At 45.4% G+C, this 23,989-nt stretch carries 20 protein-coding genes and 1 tRNA gene; 13 read left to right on the forward strand and 8 right to left on the reverse strand.

Going from position 1 to position 23,989, the window contains the following annotated elements; all coding sequences use genetic code 11:
- Positions 1–16: 16 nt before the first annotated feature.
- From zupT to NBH16_RS19735, 4 genes are all read right to left on the reverse strand, one after another.
- On the reverse strand, positions 17–832 hold the full coding sequence (gene zupT / locus NBH16_RS19720; protein ID WP_005868405.1) for a zinc transporter ZupT: 816 nt from the start codon (positions 830–832) through the stop codon (positions 17–19).
- A gap of 144 nt (positions 833–976) precedes the next feature.
- Positions 977–1,180, reverse strand: coding sequence for a hypothetical protein (locus NBH16_RS19725; RefSeq protein ID WP_005868403.1), 204 nt, complete (start codon positions 1,178–1,180; stop codon positions 977–979).
- Positions 1,177–1,434 carry a hypothetical protein gene (locus tag NBH16_RS19730; protein ID WP_005868401.1) on the reverse strand — a complete coding sequence of 86 codons (258 nt, stop codon included), beginning with the start codon at positions 1,432–1,434 and terminating at the stop codon, positions 1,177–1,179. Before NBH16_RS19730 ends, NBH16_RS19725 begins: the two co-directional genes overlap by 4 nt.
- Positions 1,431–2,057 (reverse strand): TetR/AcrR family transcriptional regulator, encoded by a 627-nt coding sequence (locus tag NBH16_RS19735; protein WP_002560569.1) that lies wholly within the window; start codon positions 2,055–2,057, stop codon positions 1,431–1,433. The genes NBH16_RS19730 and NBH16_RS19735 overlap by 4 nt, the downstream gene beginning before the upstream one ends.
- Positions 2,058–2,634: 577 nt before the next feature.
- Between NBH16_RS19735 and NBH16_RS19740 the strand changes: the two genes are divergently transcribed.
- From NBH16_RS19740 to NBH16_RS19750, 3 genes are all read left to right on the forward strand, one after another.
- Entirely contained in the window at positions 2,635–2,949 is a 315-nt protein-coding gene (locus NBH16_RS19740) for a helix-turn-helix domain-containing protein (RefSeq protein ID WP_048927365.1), read from the forward strand.
- Positions 2,936–3,229 carry a DUF3876 domain-containing protein gene (locus tag NBH16_RS19745; RefSeq protein ID WP_005868398.1) on the forward strand — a complete coding sequence of 98 codons (294 nt, stop codon included), beginning with the start codon at positions 2,936–2,938 and terminating at the stop codon, positions 3,227–3,229. The genes NBH16_RS19740 and NBH16_RS19745 overlap by 14 nt, the downstream gene beginning before the upstream one ends.
- Positions 3,230–3,309: 80 nt before the next feature.
- Positions 3,310–3,603 carry a helix-turn-helix domain-containing protein gene (locus NBH16_RS19750; protein ID WP_005868396.1) on the forward strand — a complete coding sequence of 98 codons (294 nt, stop codon included), beginning with the start codon at positions 3,310–3,312 and terminating at the stop codon, positions 3,601–3,603.
- Positions 3,604–3,888: 285 nt separating this feature from the next.
- Here NBH16_RS19750 and NBH16_RS19755 read toward each other — a convergent pair whose 3' ends face one another.
- Positions 3,889–5,109 (reverse strand): site-specific integrase, encoded by a 1,221-nt coding sequence (locus NBH16_RS19755; RefSeq protein ID WP_048927366.1) that lies wholly within the window; start codon positions 5,107–5,109, stop codon positions 3,889–3,891.
- Between the two features lie 242 nt (positions 5,110–5,351).
- A tRNA-Lys gene (locus tag NBH16_RS19760) sits at positions 5,352–5,424 on the reverse strand.
- A 494-nt stretch (positions 5,425–5,918) separates the two neighbouring features.
- Between NBH16_RS19760 and ettA the strand changes: the two genes are divergently transcribed.
- The 4 genes from ettA to NBH16_RS19780 all read left to right on the forward strand — a co-directional run bounded on the left by ettA (position 5,919) and on the right by NBH16_RS19780 (position 12,180).
- A complete protein-coding gene (ettA, locus tag NBH16_RS19765) occupies positions 5,919–7,607 on the forward strand; it encodes an energy-dependent translational throttle protein EttA (protein WP_005856590.1) in 1,689 nt (562 codons plus the stop codon).
- 26 nt (positions 7,608–7,633) lie between these two features.
- Positions 7,634–8,287: a 3-keto-disaccharide hydrolase gene (locus NBH16_RS19770; RefSeq protein ID WP_121960926.1), complete on the forward strand. Its 654-nt coding sequence runs from the start codon at positions 7,634–7,636 to the stop codon at positions 8,285–8,287.
- 131 nt (positions 8,288–8,418) lie between these two features.
- Entirely contained in the window at positions 8,419–9,699 is a 1,281-nt protein-coding gene (glyA, locus tag NBH16_RS19775; protein ID WP_005856586.1) for a serine hydroxymethyltransferase, read from the forward strand.
- Positions 9,700–9,828: 129 nt separating this feature from the next.
- Entirely contained in the window at positions 9,829–12,180 is a 2,352-nt protein-coding gene (locus tag NBH16_RS19780) for a family 20 glycosylhydrolase (protein ID WP_005868393.1), read from the forward strand.
- Between the two features lie 202 nt (positions 12,181–12,382).
- On the opposite strand, the gene NBH16_RS19785 is transcribed toward NBH16_RS19780, so the two are convergent.
- Both NBH16_RS19785 and NBH16_RS19790 read right to left on the reverse strand, forming a co-directional pair.
- On the reverse strand, positions 12,383–13,918 hold the full coding sequence (locus NBH16_RS19785; protein ID WP_005868392.1) for a carbon-nitrogen hydrolase family protein: 1,536 nt from the start codon (positions 13,916–13,918) through the stop codon (positions 12,383–12,385).
- Between the two features lie 79 nt (positions 13,919–13,997).
- Positions 13,998–16,487: an alpha-L-arabinofuranosidase family protein gene (locus NBH16_RS19790; RefSeq protein WP_250788989.1), complete on the reverse strand. Its 2,490-nt coding sequence runs from the start codon at positions 16,485–16,487 to the stop codon at positions 13,998–14,000.
- Between the two features lie 179 nt (positions 16,488–16,666).
- On the opposite strand from NBH16_RS19790, the gene NBH16_RS19795 reads away from it, so the two are divergent.
- From NBH16_RS19795 to NBH16_RS19820, 6 genes are read left to right on the forward strand one after another with little or no spacing between them, the layout of a single operon-like run.
- Positions 16,667–17,032, forward strand: a complete 366-nt coding sequence (locus tag NBH16_RS19795; RefSeq protein ID WP_005856577.1) for a response regulator — start codon at positions 16,667–16,669, stop codon at positions 17,030–17,032.
- Entirely contained in the window at positions 17,032–18,207 is a 1,176-nt protein-coding gene (locus tag NBH16_RS23325; RefSeq protein ID WP_196007010.1) for a sugar transferase, read from the forward strand. Before NBH16_RS19795 ends, NBH16_RS23325 begins: the two co-directional genes overlap by 1 nt.
- 40 nt (positions 18,208–18,247) lie before the next feature.
- Entirely contained in the window at positions 18,248–19,021 is a 774-nt protein-coding gene (locus NBH16_RS19805) for a TolC family protein (RefSeq protein WP_250788990.1), read from the forward strand.
- A 3-nt stretch (positions 19,022–19,024) separates the two neighbouring features.
- Complete coding sequence (locus NBH16_RS19810; RefSeq protein WP_008771988.1) at positions 19,025–21,187, forward strand: GumC family protein; 2,163 nt, start codon at positions 19,025–19,027, stop codon at positions 21,185–21,187.
- A gap of 9 nt (positions 21,188–21,196) precedes the next feature.
- On the forward strand, positions 21,197–22,663 hold the full coding sequence (locus NBH16_RS19815) for an O-antigen ligase family protein (protein WP_250788991.1): 1,467 nt from the start codon (positions 21,197–21,199) through the stop codon (positions 22,661–22,663).
- Positions 22,660–23,874 carry a glycosyltransferase family 2 protein gene (locus tag NBH16_RS19820; RefSeq protein WP_250788992.1) on the forward strand — a complete coding sequence of 405 codons (1,215 nt, stop codon included), beginning with the start codon at positions 22,660–22,662 and terminating at the stop codon, positions 23,872–23,874. The genes NBH16_RS19815 and NBH16_RS19820 overlap by 4 nt, the downstream gene beginning before the upstream one ends.
- The last annotated feature ends 115 nt before the right edge of the window (positions 23,875–23,989 follow it).

Genomic DNA, 23,989 nt, shown 5'->3' on the forward strand with positions numbered 1-23,989 from the left:
ATATTACTTCTTCTTGCTAACCCAGCATCAGCAGGCTTAGTGCCATGACCGCCATGCCTACCACCAAACCGTAGATGGCATGGTGGTGCTTACCGTATTCTTCTGCTGCGGGTAACAGCTCATCGAGCGAGATAAATACCATGATGCCAGCAATCATGCCGAAGATGATGCCGAACACATTGTCGTCGAGGAACGGAGCCAGCACGAGATAGCCTATGACGGCTCCCACCGGCTCTGCCAATCCAGACAAAAACGAGAACCAAAAGGCTTTCTTGCGGTTGCCTGTAGCGTAAAAAACAGGAACGGATACCGAAATACCCTCCGGTATGTTGTGTATGGCAATGGCGATGGCAATGGGTATGGCAATGTTCACATCCTTTAGGGCAGCAAGAAACGTAACCATACCCTCCGGGAAATTGTGGATAGCCAGCACCAAGGCTGTTACCATGCCAACACGTAGCAATTTGGGCTTCACGTCTAATTGTATTTTCGCTTTTTCACTCATTTCTTCCACCCGGTGCATTTCATGCGGATTCTCGTAGCGAGGAATTAGCTTGTCGATGAGCAATATCAACACGATACCCCCGAAGAAAGAGAGCGTGGCATAAAACGTTCCTTCTGATTTGCCGTGCATCTCCACAAGTGTTTGCACAGAAGAGGTAAACAGTTCGACAAACGATACATAAATCATGACTCCCGCCGAAAAGCCCAGCGATAGAGAAAGAAACGACGTGTTGGTGCGTTTGGCGAAAAAAGCAATGGCACTGCCTATGCCGGTGGATATACCGGCAAACAGTGTCAGAAGAAATGGAACAAATACTTGTTGTGACATGGCTATGACAGATTGGGAGTTAGTACTTCAAAAGAGAACGAAAATCTATTTTGTTCAAAAACAAAGCGAGTCGCTCTTTGCAGGCGACTCGCTTGATACGATGAATTATTATTATTAAAAATGGGATGTTTCATACATCTGTTACTAAGTTAAGTCTGGAAAATCAGTCTCTGGACGTTCAATATCGATGCATTCTTTTTTAATTCTAATAGTCTCTTTGTTCAAAGCCTCTCTGGGCAGAGCAGATTTTCTGCTTTGTGTTACCCACGATTCCTCGCAGAGGAAAAGTCCGTTTACTCCTTGCACAAGCGTTATTTCGCCGTTACAGATGATGTTGGTGATACTCATATATTGATTGTTTTTAGTTGTTCTACCGAAGTGGTGCGGTATTTAGCCTCCTGCACCAAGCGAAATCCTGCTTGACAAGACCTGCCGCATCTGCCCATGCAAGCAACGGGTGTCGGGTCGAACAGAAGATGGCTAAAGTGCTTCTTTTCCGAATCGAATACGAAAGAAATCCGATTGTCCACAATTGTACAACCGCTTCCACAAGGGTTGCATTGTAGGCAGGAGGATGTGTGGATGTTTCTATTTGTTTTCATCTTTCTATTTTTACATTCATGAGCCTTTTCCAGCCTCCTGTGCTAAAGCGGATATACTCACCAATAAAACATTCAATTTCTTCACTGGAAAGCTCTTCATGTTGCACCACCTCTTTCATCATATTAACCCACCATGAGCAGGTGAAGTGCATAAAGAATAGAGAAATATCGGTATGCAGATCAGGGTAGAGCTTTTTCATACCTTCCATATATTCTATACCCATTACTGTACTTCTTTTAATCCATTGTTCCCAATAATCATTGAAACGAGAGTCTTGGATAGATGAAAAAAGTAACTTAAATTCTTCACGATACCGTCTTACGATGTTCATTACCTCCTTCATGGATGAGCGATGATATTCTTCGGAGGTAAAGACATCCAAAGAAAAGGCCTCCGGGCGATTATGATCTTCCAGCATACTGTTCATCGCCTCCAAAAGCGGATGCAACACGTCAGCCAACAAATCGTCCTTACAAGGATAATAATTGTAGATGTTGCTCAGACCGATACCCGACAATTTGGATATTTCACGCATAGACACAGCCTTAAAGCCCTTCTTGAAAAAGGCTCTCCTTGCTGTTTCCAACAATAATTTATGTGTATATTCTTTTGTTGTTTGCATAGGTCAGAACGTAGTTCCTGTTATTAGAATACAAAGTACGTTGTATTTCAAAAATAAAACAATCCATACAAATGGGTATTTTCTATAAAACAATCCCTATTTGTAGGGATACAAAAAAGGGTATGTAACTATCAGCAGAGCCACTTCACGCCAAACCATAGTCATAAGTACGTGTATTGCCTCTACCGTATCCTCTTGTTATTCTTATTCTGACCTCTTTCCATGGCTATTATTAATACGCAGGTTATAAATCATGTGTAAAAACTACTTTAATCTTTTCATGATTCCCATTTTAGTAATGATTAATCGAATATGCTAAAAATGTATCATATAAAACTTCTCTTTTCTGTCATTCTACCTTTTATCTATTTAGCTTGTCGCCATTAATTAACTCGGATTCATTTTGATAGTTGTGCCGCAAGAGTATTATGACTAATAAATTATTCATGTGTCATTTTGCCATAAACAGTCTTTTTATACCACTCTCGGACAGTTTAGAAAACGGCTCTTGATTCTTCTTTCATTTGCCGATGAAAATAGAATCAACACGTTTTATTAACCATTAAAAATTAAATGTATGGAAGTAGTAACCATCGAAAAAAGAACATTTTCGTATGTCTGCGAGAGCTTCACGGAGTTTGCCAAACGGATAGAGAGTTTGTGCAGCAGTCATTCTCAAAAAGTAGAAAACTGGCTGGATAGTCAGGAAGTGTGCCTGTTGTTAGGCTTGAGCAAGCGAACGCTGCAATATTACCGAAGTAGTGGGCGACTGGCTTATTCTCAAATAGGGAGCAAGATTTATTATAAGTCTTCCGATATTGAAAGAATTATTGCGGACAGTGAAACACAAAATCAGTCACCCAAACAAATCAAGCCTTATGAAAAGAACTAAAGAATATTATCCGTCCTTCAACTTGTTTTCCATTGTCGGCACATGGGAAAGTGTTAATCTGAATCCTACGGTTATCATCTATCGGAACGACAAAGAGTATCTTCTTTCTATTATATATGTATCGGAAACCACCAAACAGGCTTCACCCTCTACTTATGAAATACAGAAAGACGGTAGCCAGTATTTTATTGCTCCTGCTCCTAAACGGATTTACATAGATTATGATCCAGCGAAAGATGTGCTAAACCTTTCGTCATTGGGTGACTATCTGCGTAACTAATCAATCGACCAGTTAATCTCTAACTGATTCGCTATCTAGCCATCTTAAAATCAATATTTCAATAAAACAATCTTTCAATCATGGAATTAATAAATAAAGATACACCACAAGTCAAAGAATTTATTTCTTCGCTCGACTCAATGCTAAGCGGTATTGAATCAATTGTCAAGCACTATAAGCCCCACCTGAACGGAGAACGTTTTCTGTCCAATCATGAGGTTTCTAAAAAACTGAATGTCAGCCTGCGAACCCTGCAAGAATGGCGAGATACAGGCTTAATCCCCTTTATCCAGATAAAAGGTAAAATCATCTATCGGCAAAGTGATATTGATAAACTGCTCCAAAAGCATTATTTTGAAAGTTGGAAAGAATAATCTGCCACTCACAAAAACATTGTTTTTCGGAATTTAATTTGAATCATTGACTTTTCCAGTGAAGTATTTAGTCTGTGCAAGTCTTTAGATAAAAATACGCTCGAAATGCAATGAGAGGAAGATTTTTATCTAAACCGAAGGCTTGGACTTGAACAGGCTAAATACGGAAATTACCTTTGTCAATGCTTCATATTGGGTTCTGGAAAACTTACTTTAAAAGAAAAGGGTTGAGAAAATGAAGTTCATTATTCCCAATCCTTTTTTCTATATTGGCTACTGCCTTATTTATATAGCCAATTCCGACAAGCAGCTATTCACTTTCTGCATATCCTTTAGAATATTCTGATCCAGTACCCGTGCGTAGTGTTTCGTCACGCTGGTATCTGCATGACCTAACATCTTGGCTACATTTTCCATACTTACGCCATTTGCAAGGCACACGGAAGTGGCATAGCTATGTCTGGCCGTATGAGTGCTAAGATTTTTATGAATTCCGCACACATCGGCAATTTCTTTCAAATAACTGTTCATGCGTTGATTACACAATACAGGTAAAAGTTTTCCGGTACACTCTGCCACATCCTTATATTTATCAAGTATAGAAGCTGCTACAGGCAGCACAGGAATGTTGCACATGATTTTTGTCTTTTGGCGGTTCTTTCTTATCCAAAGCTCCCCTTTGTTGTCTTTTACCAAGTGTTCGGGTGATAAATCTTTCACATCGCTGAACGCCAATCCAGTAAAAATGCAAAAGATAAAAACGTCACGTACCTGTTCTACTCGCTTAATCGTGAATTCTTTTGCAAGAATAATTTTAATCTCGTCCATCGTCAGGAACTCAGGATCGGTTTCTTCCAGTTTGAAGCGATAGTAAGCAAACGGATCTTTCTTTATCCAGTCGTTTTCCAAAGCAATACGGATAATCTTCTTCAAGTTCTTCAATCGGGTGATAGCTGAATTCTGCGCACAACCTTTTTCAATTTTCAAAAAAGCATCGAACTTAGAAATAAAGTTGGCTTCCAAGTTGTTTAGGGCAATATCAGATAATTGATATTCTTTCTTTATGAATTCCTCTAAATATCGGGTAGTGGTTTCATACCGTTGAACGGTCTTACTAACGAAGTCCTTACCGATTAGCTTACGGCTTTGTTCGTTATGCTCTCTGAATACTTGCAATAGCGTTTTACTATCTTCATCCACCCCATAATATAGCTTTCTCATAAGATCGACTGTAATAGTCTTACCTGTGGATTCCAGTTCTCTATAAATTTGGTGTATGCGAGAGCGTGTGATTTCCAAGTAGTGGTTCAGTTCCACCGACATACGATCTTTTCCTTTGGAGTTTTCTTTTGTCTGATTCCATAGATTTACAGGACAGCTTCTTTTTACTAAAACATCTACCATACAGCCGTTTACAGTAATTCTCATGCACACGGGTGCTTCTCCATTCTTTAATAATCTGGCTTTCTTGATAAAGAATAGCACATTGAAGGTTTTTCTAGCCATTTTTACATCGTTTTTAGAGTTACAAAACTATGTATTCTCTTCCAAAGTACGACCATGCAAAATGCTATGAATCAGTGAGAAAGAAGCTAAATCGTGGGACTTTTTTCAGCCTGATTTATGTACCACGATTTGCACACCAACAATATGCTTGAAACGGCTATTTTCTGCTATCTGCCAGAAAAAAGAAATCCCTGATAATGTCTGATTATCAGGGATTTGCTTGATTTTTCTTTTGTTTTCAGTGATCCGCCTGGGGCTCGAACCCAGGACCCCAACATTAAAAGTGTTGTGCTCTACCAGCTGAGCTAGCGAATCATCCTGTGCGTTACTTTTGTAATGCGAGTGCAAAGATAGGGGGTTTTATTTTATTATACAAATTTCAAGAGGGGTAAATTTTAGTTTTTTCATGGGGAGCAAATGCAAGAAACAAGATATAAGCACTTTACATCACGTATTACATCATGCATAAACCGGTTACATATCTTCACGAGACGAAGACGAACCACAATCCTAAATCGTTAGGATCACACAACCTAAAGCCACAAGATCGCACAGTCCTAACCACAACGCCGCACAACCTCTCCTACCCTTCATTTATGATAACGCTAAAACTCAACTTCCGAGGAATAGCATATCTACCGGCTTCTTGCACAAGAGAATTGAACCGAGTAATCTCCACACGCCAAACTTGGCAATCGGTAGATATCTGATACCTATGATCTTTGTTCATTTGTAAAATAAAAGATATTTACGTAGATTTGTACACCATTATTTTAAGTTAAGGAACCAATTAACACACAAAAAATTATATGGCAGACGATAAGAAGATTATTTTCTCGATGGTAGGCGTGAACAAGATCTTTCCGCCTCAAAAACAGGTTTTAAAGAATATATATCTGTCCTTTTTCTATGGGGCGAAGATCGGAATCATCGGATTGAATGGTTCCGGTAAATCTACGTTGCTGAAGATTATCGCCGGTATTGATAAGGATTATCAAGGAGAGGTGGTCTTCTCCCCCGGGTATTCCGTAGGGTATCTGGAGCAGGATCCTAAGTTGGAGCCGGGCAAGACCGTGAAGGAGATCGTGCAGGAAGGCGTGCAGGAGATCGTGGACACCTTGAAAGAATATGAGGAGGTGAACGAGCGATTCGGCGATCCGGAGGTGCTGGAAGATCCGGATAAGATGGATGCCTTGATCAACCGTCAGGCGGAGTTGCAGGACAAGATCGACGCTACGGACGCATGGAACCTCGACAGCCGTCTGGAACGTGCCATGGACGCTTTGCGTTGTCCGCCGGAGGATCAGGTGGTGGATACGCTGTCCGGAGGCGAGCGTCGCCGGGTGGCCCTTTGCCGATTGCTGCTCCAGCAGCCGGACGTATTGCTGTTGGATGAGCCGACCAACCACTTGGACGCCGAGTCGATCGACTGGCTGGAGCAACATCTGCAACAATATGCCGGTACCGTTATCTGCATCACGCACGACCGTTACTTCCTAGACCACGTGGCCGGATGGATCCTTGAGCTGGATCGTGGCGAGGGTATCCCTTGGAAGGGTAATTACTCCTCTTGGCTAGACCAGAAGACGAAGCGTATGGCTCAAGAAGAGAAGCAAGTCAGCAAGCGCCGTAAGACCTTGGAGCGTGAACTGGAATGGATCAATATGGCGCCGAAGGCCCGTCACGCCAAGGGTAAGGCACGCCTGAACTCGTACGAGGCCCTCTTGAACGAGGACCAGAAGGAGCGTGAGGCTAAGCTGGAGATCTTCATCCCGAACGGCCCTCGCTTGGGCAATAAGGTGATCGAGGCACAGCATGTGGCAAAGGCGTTCGGCGATAAGCTGCTGTTCGATGATTTGAACTTCATGCTTCCCCCGAACGGTATCGTGGGAGTCATCGGGCCAAACGGTGCCGGTAAGACTACCTTATTTAAGATGATCATGGGCATGGAAAGCATCGACAAGGGGACCTTCGAGGTGGGCGAGACCGTACAAGTAGGTTACGCCGACCAGACCCATAAGGATATAGACCCGAAAAAGACCGTTTACCAAGTCGTATCCGGCGGACAAGAATTCATCCGTATGGGCGGCAAGGAGGTGAACGCACGCGCTTACCTGTCTAAATTCAATTTCGCAGGAGCGGATCAAGAGAAGCTATGCGGCGTACTCTCCGGAGGAGAGCGTAACCGTCTGCATCTGGCGCTGACGCTGAAAGCGGACGCGAACGTATTGCTGCTCGACGAGCCGACCAACGATATCGACGTGAACACGCTACGTGCCTTGGAGGAGGGGCTGGAGAACTTCGCCGGTTGCGCCGTCGTCGTCTCTCACGACCGTTGGTTCTTGGACCGTATCTGTACCCATATCCTGTCGTTCGAGGGCGATTCCAACGTGGTCTTCTACGAAGGGACCTATTCCGAGTACGAGGAATACAAACGTAAGACCTTGGGCGACGCCGAGCCGAAACGGGTACGCTATCGCAAACTAATCGTTGATTAATCATACTATAAATAGAGTTTAATGCCATGAAAAAAAGAATGCTATCTTTGGCTGTATTAGCCGCTTCCCTCTTCTGTTTCTCCGATGGGGCGAACGCACAGAAGACCGAGAAACTGTTCAACGGGAAAGACCTGTCTAACTGGAATTTCGTAGTCGACAAAAACTCCGTCCCCGCCGATCAGGTCTATTCCGTACGCGACGGTAAGATCTTCATCACCGGCCAGCCTTTCGGCTATATGTACACCAAGGAGAAATACAGCGACTATAAATTGCACGTGGAATGGCGTTGGCCGAATGGGGATTCCAACGCCAATAGCGGTATCTTCTTACACATCGTAGATTTCCAGAATCCCTTCCCGAACAGTATCGAATGCAACCTGCAAGCCGGGAGGGCCGGATTGTTCGTACTGCTGGGAGGCTCCGACCTTGTCGAGTACCAGCAACGCCCGGGAGAGGAACGTCCCTTCTTCCCTGTCGTAAAGAACGTGAACCCGTCCAGCGAGAAGCCCGCCGGAGAGTGGAACGAGGCGAACATCTTCGTGAAAGACGGCGTCATCACCGTTTACATCAACGGCGTATACCAGAACACCGGAACCAACAAGGTGAAGGAAGGCCATATCGGGCTACAGAGCGAGGGTAAGGAGGTTGAGTTCAGAAACGTAACCCTCACCAAGTGGTAAGCGGAGCCGTTTCCGGCGCATCTGTAATAATTAAACGGAATCTTTTAAATAGTATTAAAATAATATAGTACATTCGCGAGGATTCCTTTTCAATGAGGAACATATCATTGCAATAACCAATTTAAGAGGTAATGAAAAGAGACAACATCATTTTTGACATTATCGAGAAGGAGCACCAACGCCAATTGAAAGGCATTGAGTTGATCGCTTCCGAGAACTTTGTCAGCGACCAGGTCATGCAGGCCATGGGAAGCTGTCTGACCAACAAATACGCCGAGGGATATCCCGGCAAGCGTTATTATGGGGGTTGCGAGGTAGTAGACCAAAGTGAGACGATCGCTATCGAACGGTTGAAAAAGCTATTCAACGCCGAATGGGCCAACGTGCAGCCTCACTCCGGGGCGCAGGCCAACGCAGCCGTATTTTTCGCCGTATTGAATCCGGGCGACACGTTCCTCGGGTTGAACCTGTCGCATGGCGGACACCTGTCCCACGGTTCACCAGTAAATAGCTCCGGCGTTCTCTATCACGCTACCGAATATAATGTAAAGGAAGATACCGGACGGGTGGACTACGACCAGATGGAGGAAGTAGCCCTTCGTGAGAAACCGAAATTGATCGTTGGCGGTGGTTCCGCTTATTCCCGTGACTGGGATTACAAACGTATGCGTGAGATAGCCGACAAGGTAGGCGCCTTATTGATGATCGATATGGCTCACCCGGCAGGCCTGATCGCCGCCGGTTTGCTGAACAACCCGCTGGAGTACGCTCACATCGTAACGTCTACGACGCATAAGACCCTGCGGGGTCCTCGTGGCGGTATCATCCTGCTGGGTAAGGATTTCGAGAATCCTTGGGGTAAGAAAACACCGAAAGGCGAGATCAAGAAGATGTCTCAGTTGTTGGACTCCGCCGTATTCCCGGGTATCCAAGGCGGTCCGCTGGAGCATGTAATCGCGGCCAAGGCCGTAGCCTTCGGAGAGGCTTTGGAGCCGGAATACAAGACGTACCAAGCACAGGTGAAAGCGAACGCCGCCGCTATGGCCAAGGCCTTCACGGACAAAGGGTACAAGATCATCTCCGGCGGTACGGACAACCACAGCATGCTGATCGACCTGCGCACGAAGTTCCCCGACCTGACCGGTAAGGTGGCCGAGAAAGCCTTGGTAGCCGCCGACATCACGGTGAACAAGAACATGGTTCCGTTCGACAGCCGCTCGGCCTTCCAGACCTCCGGTATCCGTGTGGGTACGCCCGCTATCACGACCCGTGGCGCTAAAGAGCCGCTTATGGGCGAGATCGTGGAACTGATCGACACCGTATTGGCCGCTCCCGAATGCGATAAGACCATCGGCGCCGTTCGTGAGAAGGTGAACGGTATCATGAAGGAATATCCTATCTTCGCATGGTAAATAGGAAATTGAGAATTGAGAATTGAAAAGGATGCCAAACGGCATCTTATCTTCAACTCTCAATTCTCTTTTTAAACTCTCAAAAACATCTAAACAATATTCAATTTTCAACTTTCAATTTTTAATTCTATGAAAAAGCTCCTTGCTACAATCTGCGCCGGCGCTGTCTTGGGCCTGATGGCCTCGTGTGATGATGCTCCCGGTAAAGCGAAAGCTTACAACCAAGGTATCAACATCATCCCGACACCGGTCAGCCTTACGCAGAACGAGGGAAACTTCAAGCTAAACAAAAACACGAAGATCTACGCTTCCACCCCGGAGGCGAAAACCGTAGCCGAGTTCTTCGCGGCTAAAATGAACACGGCGACAGGCTACCAGATAGCTACCGCCGACAAAGAGACCTCCGACGGTATCTCATTGGTTATCGACGGCTCTCTGGACGTAAACGACGAGGGATACACGTTAGACGTAGCCGACAGCGGCGTCCGTATCAAGGCCAAGACCCCTCAAGGTCTTTTCTACGGTATGCAATCGTTCTTGCAATTGCTGCCCGCCGAGATCGAGAGTCCTTCCGCCGTGAAAGGTATCGCATGGACCGCTCCGGCCGTATCTATCAAGGACGAGCCTCGTTTCGGCTACCGTGGTATCATGCTAGACCCCTGCCGCCATTTCATCCCGGTAGAGAATATCAAGAAGCAGCTGGATGTATTGGCCTTGTTCAAGATCAACCGCATGCATTGGCACCTGACCGACGACCAAGGATGGCGTATCGAGATCAAGAAGTATCCGAAACTGACCGAGATCGGCTCTAAGCGCATCGATGGCGAGGGTACCGAGTACGGAGGCTTCTATACCCAAGAGGAGGTGAAGGATATCGTTAAATACGCGGCGGATCGTTTCATCACGATCGTTCCCGAGATAGAGCTTCCGGGACACGAGATGGCCGCTATCGCCGCCTATCCGGAGCTGTCTTGCGAGGGTAAGCAGGGTACTCCCCGTATCATCTGGGGCGTGGAAGACATCGTATTATGCGCCGGCAAGGAAGAGCCCTTCCAGTTCTTCGAGGACGTGATCGCCGAGGTAGCTCCCCTATTCCCGGGCGAGTATTTCCATATCGGAGGCGATGAGTGCCCGAAGACGAGCTGGGAGAAATGCCCGCTTTGTCAGGCCCGTATCCGTAAGGAAGGCTTGAAAGGCGACAAGGAACATTCCGCCGAGGAGAAATTGCAGAGCTATTTCGTACAACGCATGGAGAAGGTCGTAAACAAGCACGGCAAGAAGATGATCGGATGGGACGAGATCCTTGAGGGAGGTCTGGCTCCATCGGCCACGGTAATGTCTTGGCGAGGTGAGGAAGGCGGTATCGCCGCCGCTAGCATGAACCACGACGTGATCATGACCCCGGGAAGCGAGGGTATGTATATCGACCAGTTCCAAGGCGACTACAAGATCAACCCGGTATCTATCGGAGGATTCACCACGGCGGAGCGGGTCTATAAATACAACCCCGTCCCCGACACGCTGGCAGCGGCCGGTAAAGGGCATTTCATCAAGGGCGTGCAATGCAACGTATGGAGTGAGTACCTTTATAACACGGACATCATGGAGTACCGTATCTATCCTCGTATCCTAGCCCTCTCCGAGATCGCTTGGAGCCCGCTGGACCGGAAGGATTACAAGGACTTCGAACGCCGTCTGGACAACGCTCAGGTTCGCCTAGACGGACACGGTATCAACTACTACATCCCGCAGCCCGAGCAACCGAACGGTTCTTGCAACTTCGTGGCTTTCACGGACAAGGCTACCATGACATTCACCACGAACCGTCCGATGAAGATGGTCTACACGCTGGATGGCACCGAGCCTACCCCGGAATCTACCGTATATACGGCTCCTTTCGACATCACCGAGACTACGACCGTGAAGATCGCTTCCGTGTTGCCTTCCGGCAAGATGGGTAAGCCCCGCACGATCCTCGTGGAGAAACAAACGCTGGCTCCCGCCAAGGAGGTAGCCAAGACGACCCCGGGCCTCGACATGGAGGTATTCGATGGCATGTACCTAAGCGTAAATAATCTGGAGGCCGCTCAGAAGACCGGTAAGAAACAGGTCATCAAGACGACCCGTGAGCTGACCAACCAAGTGCCCGCCCCCGAATCCATGCGAGGCGTGAAGCAATACGCCGCTATCGCTACCGGCTACGTGAATATCCCGGAGGATGGCGTTTATTACATCTCTTCGGATTTAGAGGAGGTATGGATCGACGGCAAGTTGATGGTCAATAACGGTGGCGAGGTAAAACGCTTCTCCCGTCATGACACCTCCGCGGCCTTGGCAAAAGGCTTGCACGAGATCAAGCTGGTATTCCTTGGACACATCATCGGAGGTTGGCCTTCCAACTGGAACGACGGCAGCGTACAACTCCGTAAATCGGATGCCGAGAAATTCACGCCGATCACGGCTGAGATGCTAAGTCATTAAGATCATTTCCGAAGGGGGGAAGCGAGCGATCCTCCCCCCGATATAAACCGCAGGGGCGGGATTCGTCCGCCCTCCCACGCATACACGGCACGGGAGGCGGACAGATCCCGCCCCTACTGCATTCTTCCGGCGAATATAATTGTGTTTAATAGCGAACACTACTGTGTTCAACCATGAATACTATTGTGTTCAACCGCAAACACTACTGTTTTTTTACCCTCAACTCATACAAGTCGTGGCGACGGTCCCGAAGGTTACGCACGCTACCATACGTATGCAACTCGTTGAGCAAATCAAGGTCCACGTCCGATACAAGGATCATCTCCGTATTCGGGGTTGCCTCCGCACGCTTGCCATCGGTAGGGAAAGCGAAATCGCAAGGCGTGAACACACCCGACTGGGCGTACTGTATATCCATATTATGCACACGAGGCAGGTTGCCCACGCTGCCCGCTATCACCACGAAGCACTCGTTCTCGATCGCCCGGGCTTGGGCACACACACGAACCCGAGAGTAACCGTTCTGCGTATCCGTAAGGAAAGGCACGAAAAGGATCTGCATCCCTTGGTCGGCCATGATACGGGAAAGCTCCGGGAATTCCACGTCATAGCAGATCAGCACGCCGATCCGGGCGCAATCCGTATCAAACGTCTTCACCATCTTCCCGCCCGAGAGTCCCCAGCTCTTCTGCTCGTCCGGGGTGACATGTACCTTCTCGTACATCTCGTAGGAGCCGTCACGACGGATCAGGTATCCCACGTTATATAGCGCCCCGTCCTCCTTCAGCAAAGGCATGCTACCGGTGATGATATTGATATTGTAACTGATGGCGAGATTCACGAATCGCTCACGGATCTCCTCGGTGTACTGGGCCAGCCCACGGATGCTCTGCGCCTCGCCCAGATGGTTGAACTTGGCCATCAGCGGAGCGTTGAAATACTCGGGGAAAAGGACGAAGTCGCTCTTGTAATCGGACACGGCGTCGACGAAGAACTCCACCTGCTCGAACACGTCATCCAGTGTCTTATAAGGCCGCATCTGCCATTGTACCAGACCGACACGCACGGTTGTCTTCTTATCCACGTAATCCGTCGTAGGCGGCTGGTAATAGATATTATCCCATTGCAGCAGGGTAGCGCAATGCTTCGACTCCTCGTCGTTCGGCAAATAGTTCATCATCACTTTCCGCACGTGGAAATCGTTGGAGAGCTGGAAGGTGAGCACCGGGTCGTAGATCTGGCGTGAGCGCACCTTCTCGATGTATTCCTTCGGACGCATATGATCGGCGTATTTATAATAGTTCGGGATACGTCCGCCGAACATGATCGCCTTCAGGTTCAACTTCTCGCACAGCTCCTTCCGGTACTCGTACATACGGCGGGCCAGCCGGAGGCCCCGGTAGTCCGGATGGATGAACACCTCTATACCATATAATATATTCCCGTTCGGATTATGCGTGCTGAACGTCTCGTTGCCCGTTACCTTGGCGTAGGTATGATCCCCTTTCACCATGTCATAATCCACGATGATGGAGAGGGCACATCCTACGATCCGGTCATCCACCAGCGTCACGACCTGTCCCTCGGGAAATATCCGTATCAACGTCTCGATCTGCTTGCGGGTCCAGAAAACATCCTTGTCGGCGTATACCCTCTTGAAAGATTGCGACAACTGCGTATAGTCCTCAAGCTGCAAACTCCGGAGCTCTACCTTGTTTATCTTATGCATTGGTTCCATAACACATTTTTTTGTTAAAGTCGCCGCGAAGTTAGGATAAATACAGATAAAGTGTACCGGCCCTCCTGCCCTATCTGACCTACTCCATGTATAATTTCAAGATCGTCACTGAATTAGGCGGGAAATTATAGATAAACGGGCCGCTCATCGGGAATACGATAGGCTCGGTGACAGGCGTTACGGCCCCCGGGTTCTCAAACGTATTACGAGCCTCCGGCTCCCCTCTCAATTGGATCAGCTCCGCCTCGTTACGGATATTCACTCCCTCGATACGCAAAGAGGTCTTCTCCTCGTGGCGGGTCGTATTCACGACCTTCAAGTAAATCACCCGGTTCTCCTTGTCGAGGGTAGCGACGGATACCAACGACGGGATCGGGCGCATATCCACCTCATGCAGCAATACGCCGTCCACATAGCAACGGACGCGCTCGTACTCGCACGTCATGCGAACCGTATACCACCGGTTACTCTCAAAAGGGAACCGCACGGGAGAGACCAAGCTATCCTTCACGCCACCTACCTGATGGTACAGCTCGCTCGTTCCCGCCCCGATCGTCAGGGCGATATAATCCGCCTGCTCGCCCGTCCACCCGTTGTCGCGGAGGCGAAGCTGTATCTGCCCGCTACCTTTCGTACGCCGGACGGTAGCCGTATATTCATAGGCGTAGCTCGTAGAGTCGCCGAACAATACCTGGTTCCACCGGTTGGCCTCCGGCACCAACGTACCAGCCTCCGGGACCTTCCATCCCCCGCTCATCACGGATATATCCGATACGGGCACGCCGTCGATCCGCACGTCCTTGAACTCATAGCTATTATCAAACATCTCCACGCCCGCCCGGCCCGTACGTACCTGTGGCTTCTCGTAGGTATCCACGATCGTCTTCAGCACCTCATCCCCCCGATGGCGGGTAAACATCTTTAATAAATGGTAGGAAGGAGAGACCACCGCCTGATGGGTGTTGAAAGAGATCAACGGATGGCGCTGGTTCTCGAACCCGGCGTTGCCCAATACCGGGGCATACGCCAAGCGGCGTACCATATCCGGGTTCTCCTCCGCCCCGACCAAGAAACAGGCCTCGGCCACCGCCGCCCGGAGCGTACCGGCCAAGGGCCGCTCCGTCGTCCCAAACTCCCCGATAAACACCGCCGGCGAACGTCGGGAATACCGGTCGCTATTAAACCGGCCGGAGTTCGATAGGAAGAAATTCTCCCCGGCGTAATAATGGGAATCCACCCACTCGCTACGGCCTCGCTTCGTGAGGGGCGAACTGCTGATAACGGTAATCTCCGGATAGGCCTCCTTGATCGCCTTGCGGAAAAGCTCAAAGCGCCTGAAATACTCCCCGCCATAGTTCTCGCTGCCGATCTCGACATACTTCAAGTTGAAAGGTTCCGGATGCCCGTTCCTCGCACGCAGGGCGCCCGGCAGGGAATCCGCCGGGGCGTTCGCGTAGGCGATAGCGTCCAAGGCATCTCCCGTGAGCTTATCCATCGCCGTGATATCCTCGTAGCGGGGCCGGCGGCTTTGGCTCGTGATCCCGCTATTAATAACGTAGATAGGCTCCGCCCCCATATCCTCGCACATTTGCAAGTACTCGTGGTAGCCCATGCCGTTCGTCGTACCATAGGCCCATACGTTCCAGAAATGCTTACGCTCCGAGATATCACCCAGCGTCTCCCTCCAGATAGGGTACGTACCCGCCGTATACCCCTCCACGAAACTGCCTCCGGGGAAACGGATAAAACGAGGGGCCAAGGAATCGACCAGCGCCGCCAAGTCCGGTCTCAGCCCGTTCTTCCGTCCCTTCCACGTATCCTCCGGGAAGAGCGATACCACATCCAGCCAAAACACGGCGGAGGTATCGGCCGTGATCGTCAAGACCGCGTTCGGCGCGTCCTCCGTAGCCGTAAACGTATGCCTGTATCGTTTCCACTCGTATAGCGGCGCTACCTGAAACACATCGCTCAAGACCGTATTAGCCATCGAGTCCTCCAAGGCCACCCGGATGGTACGGGGCACCATATTCGCCCCCTTGGCGAAAAACGAGAGATCGTATCGTTCCCCTTTCCGGATCGGTATCCCCCGGTATCCCTCGGCTATCACGCCTCCGCGCCCCGACTCCCCGGAAGTCGATACGGCCACGAGCAACGACCGCCGGTTCTTATCATTCACCAGCTCCTTCATATCCGGGTATATCTGTGTATTAGGGACGATCCGCCTCCATCCCGGTACGGAATCTCCCCGCATGAAAGGGATCGTCCATCCATTCGGGGTAATCAAGACGTTCCGGGCGGCGTCGTAAGGGCAGTTCAAGGGTGGCACGCCATCCTCGAAGCTCCGGTTCTGGATCAGCTCGGCGTACAGCCCCCCATCGATCCCGTGGTTGATCTCCTCAATGGTCAAACCATACAGATCCGGGTTCACGGGAACCGTCAGGCCATCCGCCTCCACGGTTATCGTAGAGATCACCGGCATCTCCGGCTGGCAAGAGGACAAGCCCATCCCGGCAATAGCGCCAACCAATAAATGAATAACATCAAAATCTATATATTTCCTCCAACGCATCTTCGAATACTCATCTCATTTATGTGCGTACAAACTTAATCAAAAAATCGCAGTTTCCCCTATTTTCAAAGTCCGAACTGTTTTTTCAAAAAAACAATTGAAAAACATAGATTTTTTCAATTTAATATCCTAAATTTGCATAATAGATAAAACAAAAGACGACAATATTATACGACTCTATGGAGAAATCTGTTCTTTTAGTGGATGACAAGCAAGAAATCGCAAAGATAATCATGCTTTATTTATCAAGTACTTACAAGGTATCCTATAAAGAAAATCCTTTGAAAGCGATCGCTTGGCTTCAAGAAGGCAATTTACCGGATTTGATCATCTCTGACTTGAATATGCCAGAAATGTCCGGAGAGGAATTCTTGGTTTATTTAAAAGCGAACGATATGTTCAGCCATATACCGGTCTTGATCCTATCGAGCGTAGAGAGCAGCTCAAATAGAATACGTTTGTTTGAGGAAGGGGCGGAAGACTTTATCTTGAAGCCTTTCAATCCAGAGGAATTAAGGGTAAGGGTAAAACGAATATTAAGATAATGAATTATGTCTTTTTCGGTAATAACGTGCCGTTGGCCGAACGTTTACGTAAGGCATTAGGCACCGGGGTCATAGAATGTATAACGCTTCTGCAGATGAAAAACACGCTTCTTCCTGCCGAAGAAATGGATTATTGTGTATTCATCGAGAAAACAGATCCTACGTTAAACATTCCTGCGATCATGCATTTGCATAAGACGTTTCAAAATATATATATCGTATTAATCGCCCCGGAAATGACCCGGGAGGAGAAAATATCCTATTTGCAAGCCGGAACGGACTGTGTCATCTCCGAGTCTACCTCTAAGGAAGATTTAGTGAAGCTACTGGGTATCGCCGAGAAATGCAAGAGAATGGAAAAAGCGCGTAAGCCTCAAATAAAAGAGCCTGATCTCGCCATTTTCAAGCTGCCTTTATGGAAAAGGGTCTTCGACATCATTTTCTCATCCATGGCGCTCCTCTGCCTCTCCCCTATCTTTATCATCACGGTGATTTGGATCAAGCTGGAGGACAAAGGCCCCGCTTTCTACAAGTCGAAACGAGTAGGCAGCAACTATAAGGTTTTCGATTTTTATAAGTTCCGCTCTATGTATATGGATGCGGACAAACGCTTGGCTGAATATAAGAAACTTAATCAGTATACGGAATCTATTGCTGAAGAGGCTGTAGCCTCTTCAGCAACTTCTGTGAATTCACAGAAGCAAGCTTCTTTTTTTAAAGACGATGAGCAAAATATCATTTTATATTCCGACAATGACGCTACTCCTGAAAACGACTATTTAAAAGTAAAACGTCACGAACGCTCCAACGCTTTCATCAAATTAGAAAATGATCCCCGTATAACGGGAATCGGCCATATTATCCGGAAATACAGCATTGACGAACTTCCCCAGCTATTCAATATATTAAAAGGAGACATGTCCATCGTTGGTAATCGTCCTCTTCCCATATACGAAGCTGAGCTACTGACCAGTGACGAATACATACAACGCTTCATGGCTCCTGCTGGCCTTACAGGCCTCTGGCAAGTAGAGAAACGTGGCAATTCTGGTAGTATGTCCGCCGAGGAACGTAAACAATTAGATATCAAATATGCTCATACCTTTTCTTTTTGGATGGATGTTAAGATAATAATAAAAACCTTTACAGCATTCATACAGAAAGAAGATGTATAAATATAGCATTATATGTACAATCGATAATACATTTATACCTATGAAGAAGTTATTTGTTCTATTATTGATATTTAATACAACTTTAGTTTATAGTCAGAAGAAAACATATTTTGACAAAGCGACGGCTATAGAAGTAACTTCCGGAAATGACTCGATAAAAGCCATGTTAGATGATTATGAGCGTGTCCAGCTCCCTCCATTATCAGTCTTTTTAGAGTCTGTATATGAACACCCATCTGTCCGTATCTATGAAGCTAGGCGGGATGAGGCAAATGCGGAGATGAAGGTTACCCGTAGAGAATGGCTAAACTATTTCAGGCCTTTCGCTCAATATCAATACGGTAGAATCGTTCAATTCGCTTCCACAGAGACTATCGATGATCCTTTATTCTTTACAAGTTTAGGTAGTAACCAACATTCATATAGTGTCGGTATCTCATTATCTATTCCTCTGGGAGACGTTTTCAGCAGAGGACAGAAAATACGGGCAAAGAAGGCTCGTTTCCGTCAATTGGATTATGAATATGAGATATCCATTGAAGAACGTAAGCTAAAAATCCTAGAGGCTTATAACAGCGTATTGCAAGAATTAGCCACGCTAAAAGCCAAATCAGACGCTGCGGCTCTCTACAATGCGCAAATGAAGATATCAGAACAAGACTTTATTAATGGGAAAATTGATATTATTACACTATCTCTTGAACGAGGTAGACGCTCCAACGCCAATATATCTTATCAAGAAGGGCGTGCCACTCTACATAATGCAGTTACTTTGCTAGAGATGCTTACCAATGTGAAAATTATTAATAGGTAATCTATGGACATCATATTATATATATCTCGTTTCTTCTACAGGATACGGCACCAATTAGTATTCGGGACTCTTATCATAACGATTTTAGTCGCCTATTTCAGCCAATTCATGGGGAAGAACTATACGGTTTCCACCTCTATTTATACAGGTATCGCATCAAGCACTGGATTAACGACAAATGAAGAAAGGACTGACTGGCAAATCATAGCCAACACATACGACAACTTAGTCAGTTTAACAAAGTCTAAAGGTACATTAGAAACCGTATCTTTAAAATTACTAGCCTTATGTTTAATACATGGAAATCCAGAAGAAGATAATCTTTATATCACAGCCAAAAATTACAAGCACTTAAAAGAAACCATTCCTGAAGATATATTAAATCTAGTTGATACAGCCTCTTTTGAGAAAACGTTCGAATTATTAAAAGAATATAAAAACAGTGATAGCCGTAACTACTTACAAGAACTATTTAATAGTGAAACTCCGTTTTTCAGTTATGCCGCACTCTCCAAAATCATTATCAGACGACAAGGTAATAGCGACTTGATAGAAATTATTTATACAAGTACAGATCCCGGCATTACATGGAATACCGTAAAATTGATTAGTGATGAAATGAAAGCCTCATATAATCGCTTGAGATTTCAAGCAGCTGATGATATTGTCAAATACTACGAGGAAGAATTAAAGAAAGTACGAGCGAAACTTAATCAGCAAGAAAATTCTCTTACTGATTATAATGTAGCAAATAAAGTCATTAATTATGATGAGCAAACAAGAGCTATCGCACAAAATTATGAATACTTCGCAACCCGTTACGAGGAAGCGGAGAAAAATTACGAAAGCTCGTTAAAGTTAATTGAAGATGTAGAAAAATACATGCTCATGCGAGCCAAGCTTATTAAGGCCAATGAGGAATTTATTAATACATTGGAAGACGTCACTCGTATCAGTGGAAAAATAACAGAGATAGAAACCTTCACCTCTGAAGATAAACAGGCCACAAATGAGGAATTACAGGGATATAAAACAGACTTAAAAGACGCAGAAAAGAAAATAGCCCTTTTAACCGAACAAATAAACTCATACAAAGAGAGTAAAGAAGGTGTAGCCATCGAAGGCTTAGTAGATGAATGGCTAAAGCAAACACTTTTATATACCAAATCAAAAGCGGAACTAGGTGTATTGAACAAGCGTAAGCAAGAATTTGATAACCTATATAAAACTTATTCTCCCGTTGGCACGCGAATCAAGCAACAGGAGCGAGAAATCAACCTAAGTGAACAATCTTATATCCAAATTCTGTATGCCTTAAATATGGCTAAAATGAAGCAGAAGAATATTCAATTAACTTCAGCTACATTAAATACGATCTCAGAGCCTTCGTATCCCTTATTTAGCGATAAAGGTAAACGATTACTATTAATTATAGCCGCATTTATCGGTAGCTTATTATTCATCGTCGGCTTAAATTTAATTATAGAATTATTAGACCGGACTCTTAGGGACGCAGAACGTGCCAAACGTCTTACAGGTATGAATATATTAGGAGCTTTCACCGGGCGCAACTCCCAGTTAAAATTCCGTGGCTTCGTAAAAGCATGTAATCGAATTTCCGCCTCTTATATCTGCAATCGGCTCAATCCATACTTACATAAGGACAGGACATTATGTGTAAACATATTAAGTATAGATCCAAAAGAAGGAAAGACATTTATATGCAAATATTTATCAGATCAATGGGAGACTTTGGGGTTCAACGTGAAATATATAAGGGTTGAACAAGAGATCTCCATTGACGCCGCATTCTTGACCACTGATAAAATCGAGAATCATATCCATTTTGAAAAGCGTCCCGATATACTTCTAGTGGAATATCCCGCTATACGACAAAATGGAATCCCTCCTTGCCTACTACGCTCCGCACAAGTAAACTTGTTAGTGGCAAATGCATGTCGGGTATGGAAACGAAGTGATGATGAATATGTAAAATACCTTCGGGAAATGACCCAAAACGCACCATTGTTCTTATACTTGAACAATGCGTCACGAGAAGCGGTTGAAGACTTCACGGGGCAACTTCCTCCGGAAACTTCCATGCGCTCGTTTGCGAACAGGATGATGTACATGGGATTAACGTCAACAAGCTCTGCTGTAAAATAACAAGGTCGAATGAGTAGCATCAAACAAAGTGAAGAGGTTACATTCAAGCTATCCAACCTAATCTTGATATTAGGGCTAGGAGGAATCGTTACGTCTTTGTTATTCGCTAATATACCGGCTTTCGGAATCATCTCGCTTTTCCCTTTAATTTGCATAGGCTGCATGCTTTTGCTGAAATACCCTTGGCTCATATTATTCGTGATTTTTACACTGAACTATTTCATAATGGGTATCACTCGTTATTTTCCAATAGAAGGTATCAGTTTAATTATGGATATATCATATGTGATCGCTCTTGTTATCATTTTTATTCATGCCTCACTTTATCAGAATATTGAATTAAGAAGAGCCATTCATGTGCTGAGTATTACATCTTCCGTATGGATGTTATACTGTTTTCTTGAATTAGTTAATCCTACGGCCTCCTTAGAAGGATGGGTTCTATCGAGAGGATTGATTGTCAATGGATTAATCATGACAATCTTAGCGTCTTTATTATGCACTCGTTACAGAATTTTTAAAGCGTTGTTCTTTACCTTGTCTTTATTCACCCTGCTTGCCATACTGAAAGGCTTCGCGCAAAAATATATTGGATTTGACGCTTACGAACAGAAATGGTTAGATGAAGGAGGTCATGTCACTCATATAATTTGGTCCGGGACCCGTTATTTCTCATTTTTCACGGATGCTAGCAATATGGGAGCGAACTTAGCGGCCGCCTCTATGTTCTTTGGAATTTCCGCCTTTTATATGCGCTCTCCTATTTATAAAATATATTATTTAATAGTAGCTATCCTGTCATTAATAGTAATGTTATCATCCGGAACCAGAGGAACCATAATTGTTCCTTTAGGAGGGTTGGCCCTTTATGCTATAATAAGTAAACAAACAACGACAATTATAGGGTCCGCATGTACCCTACTTCTCATATATGTATTCTTTGCGTTTACCACGATAGGACAAGGTAATAGCACTATCCGAAGAATGAGAACAGCCTTTAACCCAACAGAAGACGCCTCATTTAACGTGCGTATCGAAAACCAAAAGAAATTAGCCTCTTACTTAAAATACAAACCTCTTGGAGAAGGGCTAGGACTGTCGGGGGATAGATTAGGAATGAAAGTATCAAATCGTTTTACGACATCTATACCCAATGACTCTTGGTATGTGAAAATTTGGGTAGAAGGGGGAATCATCGGCTTGATTCTTTATCTTAGTATGATCTTCATCTCCATAGCAAAAGGAGGATGGATCATCATAAATCAGATAAAGGATCCGGAATTAAAAGGACAACTATCTGGGTTGCTTTGTGGCATATTCGGCATGTTTCTGAACGCATATTCGAACTCATTTTGGGGACAATTTCCTACTATGATGATCGCGTTTATGGGACTTACGTTTGTTCTTAATGGCCCATATTTTGATCAAGATATACAAAAGGATAAAAGAACTATCTTAAATAATCAAGTACTATGATAGAACAATTTTTTCAAACAGGAGGATACCTAATCGAAAAACAAGAAAACTTATATTTATTAGGAGACGCGATTTTATTTCTATGTTTCTTAATATTTGTGCTGTACTTATTCACTTTTGCGGTCAACTCTAAGCGAAAGCCTTTGTACACTTATCCTATAGCCAAGAAGAAATACAGATTCGCCGTCTTATTTCCGGCATATAAGGAAGATATCGTGATTCTTGACTCCGTAAATAGCTTTCTTCAGCAAGAATACCCCAAAGAACTATATGATATCATAGTCATTTCCAACCAAATGACAGCTCAAACCGTAGAGGATCTAAAAAAATTGCCCATAAAGGTTGTCGAGCTAGATTCACTCAAATGTACGAAAATAGAAGCCTTACAAAAGGCCATTGAATATATTGAAAAAGGGAATTTAAAATATGATAATATAGTCATCCTTGACGCTGATAATATAGTAGATCCCACTTATTTAAGCAAGATCAATGATGCGCTTTATGCCGGATGCTCTGTTTTACAAACACATAGAGTAGCGAAGAACCGGGATAGCAGTGTGGCGGTCTTAGACTCGATCAGTGAGGAAATCAACAACTCTATTTTCCGTAAAGGTCATACCCGCCTAGGTTTCTCGTCCGCCCTAAGCGGTTCCGGGATGGCTTTTGAATATGATCTATTCAAAGAAACCATAGAGGGATACAGCGGTATCGGAGAAGATAAATATATGGAACGAGTCTTGTTATTCCAGAATATCTATATTGAATATCTAGAGGACGTATATACGTATGATGAGAAGGTACGAGGGAAAAAAGATTTTTACAATCAACGTCAGCGTTGGTTAACAACTCAATTCTCCAATCTGTTTTCCGGTATTTTTAAAATGCCCGTAGCCATGCTTAAGGGGAAATGGGATTATTGTGATAAACTCTTCCAATGGATGATGCCTCCTCGTGTCTTATTATTAGGTTTTATTATTTTAATCGCAATTATTCTGACTGTTCTTGATTTCGTCGCATCTATAAAGTGGTGGTGTTTACTCATATTATTAGGTATAACATTCAGTATCGCGGTACCAGATTATTTAGTAGATAAAAAATTCAAGAAAGCGATCATTTCAGTTCCGATACTTTTCATCCTCATGTTTCTGAATGTATTCAGAATAGGTGGCAAGCATTTTTCCCACACAAAACATTCTAATAAAGAATCATGAACTATAATAAGAAAATTGAATACGGTTAACGATAATTAGCATGATTATGCAATTTATCGTGCATGGAAAGCTCGTCGGGGCTGACAGCTCAGCCCCTTGCCGCATGGCGTTCCCT

The sequence above is a fragment of the Parabacteroides sp. Y3-G-102 genome, assembly GCF_023656845.1.
Classification (GTDB): domain Bacteria; phylum Bacteroidota; class Bacteroidia; order Bacteroidales; family Tannerellaceae; genus Parabacteroides; species Parabacteroides distasonis.

Bases quoted from the DNA above. Each gene is read 5' to 3' on its own strand.
- zupT (WP_005868405.1), bottom strand. From the start codon at position 832: ATGTCACAACAAGTATTTGTTCCATTTCTTCTGACACTGTTTGCCGGT.
- NBH16_RS19725 (WP_005868403.1), bottom strand. From the start codon at position 1,180: ATGAGTATCACCAACATCATCTGTAACGGCGAAATAACGCTTGTGCAA.
- NBH16_RS19730 (WP_005868401.1), bottom strand. From the start codon at position 1,434: ATGAAAACAAATAGAAACATCCACACATCCTCCTGCCTACAATGCAAC.
- NBH16_RS19735 (WP_002560569.1), bottom strand. From the start codon at position 2,057: ATGCAAACAACAAAAGAATATACACATAAATTATTGTTGGAAACAGCA.
- NBH16_RS19740 (WP_048927365.1), top strand. From the start codon at position 2,635: ATGGAAGTAGTAACCATCGAAAAAAGAACATTTTCGTATGTCTGCGAG.
- NBH16_RS19745 (WP_005868398.1), top strand. From the start codon at position 2,936: ATGAAAAGAACTAAAGAATATTATCCGTCCTTCAACTTGTTTTCCATT.
- NBH16_RS19750 (WP_005868396.1), top strand. From the start codon at position 3,310: ATGGAATTAATAAATAAAGATACACCACAAGTCAAAGAATTTATTTCT.
- NBH16_RS19755 (WP_048927366.1), bottom strand. From the start codon at position 5,109: ATGGCTAGAAAAACCTTCAATGTGCTATTCTTTATCAAGAAAGCCAGA.
- ettA (WP_005856590.1), top strand. From the start codon at position 5,919: ATGGCAGACGATAAGAAGATTATTTTCTCGATGGTAGGCGTGAACAAG.
- NBH16_RS19770 (WP_121960926.1), top strand. From the start codon at position 7,634: ATGAAAAAAAGAATGCTATCTTTGGCTGTATTAGCCGCTTCCCTCTTC.
- glyA (WP_005856586.1), top strand. From the start codon at position 8,419: ATGAAAAGAGACAACATCATTTTTGACATTATCGAGAAGGAGCACCAA.
- NBH16_RS19780 (WP_005868393.1), top strand. From the start codon at position 9,829: ATGAAAAAGCTCCTTGCTACAATCTGCGCCGGCGCTGTCTTGGGCCTG.
- NBH16_RS19785 (WP_005868392.1), bottom strand. From the start codon at position 13,918: ATGGAACCAATGCATAAGATAAACAAGGTAGAGCTCCGGAGTTTGCAG.
- NBH16_RS19790 (WP_250788989.1), bottom strand. From the start codon at position 16,487: ATGCGTTGGAGGAAATATATAGATTTTGATGTTATTCATTTATTGGTT.
- NBH16_RS19795 (WP_005856577.1), top strand. From the start codon at position 16,667: ATGGAGAAATCTGTTCTTTTAGTGGATGACAAGCAAGAAATCGCAAAG.
- NBH16_RS23325 (WP_196007010.1), top strand. From the start codon at position 17,032: ATGAATTATGTCTTTTTCGGTAATAACGTGCCGTTGGCCGAACGTTTA.
- NBH16_RS19805 (WP_250788990.1), top strand. From the start codon at position 18,248: ATGAAGAAGTTATTTGTTCTATTATTGATATTTAATACAACTTTAGTT.
- NBH16_RS19810 (WP_008771988.1), top strand. From the start codon at position 19,025: ATGGACATCATATTATATATATCTCGTTTCTTCTACAGGATACGGCAC.
- NBH16_RS19815 (WP_250788991.1), top strand. From the start codon at position 21,197: ATGAGTAGCATCAAACAAAGTGAAGAGGTTACATTCAAGCTATCCAAC.
- NBH16_RS19820 (WP_250788992.1), top strand. From the start codon at position 22,660: ATGATAGAACAATTTTTTCAAACAGGAGGATACCTAATCGAAAAACAA.